Source organism: Aureibaculum luteum, assembly GCF_003449015.1.
Lineage (GTDB): Bacteria > Bacteroidota > Bacteroidia > Flavobacteriales > Flavobacteriaceae > Aureibaculum > Aureibaculum luteum.
In genome coordinates this window covers 1-1,537 of the sequence record NZ_QRGD01000032.1, presented here as the reverse complement: position 1 = coordinate 1,537, position 1,537 = coordinate 1, and the positions used below count along the sequence as shown (strand labels likewise).

General features: G+C 27.0%; 1 protein-coding gene and 1 pseudogene. One reads left to right on the top strand and one right to left on the bottom strand.

The genetic code is table 11. The features are described 5' to 3' along the window. Nucleotides 1-45: 45 nt before the first annotated feature. Entirely contained in the window at nt 46-1,170 is a 1,125-nt protein-coding gene (locus D3P13_RS21740) for a tyrosine-type recombinase/integrase (protein ID WP_117885810.1), read from the bottom strand. 108 nt (nt 1,171-1,278) lie between these two features. On the opposite strand from D3P13_RS21740, the pseudogene D3P13_RS21735 reads away from it, so the two are divergent. Continuing rightward, nucleotides 1,279-1,537, top strand: a pseudogene (locus D3P13_RS21735) (hypothetical protein); the annotation flags it as partial.

The window sequence follows — 1,537 nt, the reverse complement described above, 5'->3', positions numbered from 1 at the left end:
TAACGTAGGAATAAAGTCTATATTAACTTTATTTCTATTATGTCGCTAAGTTAGTAAATCTTTAAGTTTGATAAAAGTATTTGTAGCAACATGTGTGTAAATTTCTGTCGTTTTGGTAGAGTTATGACCCATTAGAATTTGGATGTACCTTAAATCAGTACCATTTTCTAAAAGGTGAGTTGCGAAAATATGTCGAAGCATATGTGGAGTGACACGCTGCTTAATATTTGCTTTTTTTGCAGCATTTACAACAATGCTTAGTACACTTGATACACTATATTTTTTACCAGATATAGAATTTTCAAATAGATAAGATTTGGGATTGTAAGTTTTATAATAGGTTCTTAAATCGTTTAAAACGCTTTTGTTAAGAACAGAATATCGATCTTTATTGCCTTTGGCCTGTTTTATTTTTATGAGCATTCTTTTGCTGTCGATATCTTCAAGCTTGAGATTTAATAATTCACTTCTTCTTAAACCTGCTGAATATAATAGACTTACAATACATTTATGTTTGATATTATTAGTATGTTTAATAATAGAAAACACTTCTTCTTTAGATATCACATTTGGTAGCTTAAATTCCTTAATAGGTCTTTCAATTTCATAAAATCGATTTGGCATGCCTAATACAATTTCATAATAAAACTTGATGGCATTTATAGTTTGATTAATATATGAATTTGAACGTTTTTCTTGTATTAATGTTTGAAGATAGTCACTGATATCATTTTCATTTATATTTATCAACTTAATACCTTTATGATAATTAATGAATTTTTCAAAACAAAAAACATTGCTTTTTACAGTGCTATTAGCATATTTTTTAAGTTCTAATTTTTGTAAATATACTTCAGGACATTGTCTGTGATTATCATTCGAAATACGTTTTCTAAACCAAGATATATCTATCTTTTCATTATTATGATTAAGAATTTTATCTTTGAAAAAATAGTTGCAATTGACCCATGCTACACCTCTGAATTTTTCGAAAACTAAATTGAGATTAGATTTAGTGTTATTTATATAAGGCATATTAAACTTATTGCTCCATTTAGGTGAAGGCAATTCTCTTACTAGTGCCTCGATGACCTTATCGGTATTAAATTGAAAACCAATACAAGGATGTTTATTTATTAATAAATGTTTTAAAGTGAGTGTTTTTTCCATTTATGAGTGAAATTCTTTTTCTTTTATCCAATATTACATTTAAATACTTAAATAATCGAATACTATACGAATATTATACGTATAATGTACTTTTAAAATTACATTTATATGAAACTTCAAAAATTATGTCTGTCCTGTAATAAGGAACTCAAGGGAAGATCGGACAAGAAGTATTGTGATCAATATTGTAAAAGTGCTTACCATTATAAACTGTCACAAGAACAGGCTCCAAAATTTTTTAATCAAGTTGACAATCAATTGAAACTAAACCGAAAAATTTTAAAAGAATATAATAAGGCAGGCAAAGCAACTGTGAGAGCAGAAATAATTATAGATTTAGGCTTTGACCCAAATTTTTTCACGCATT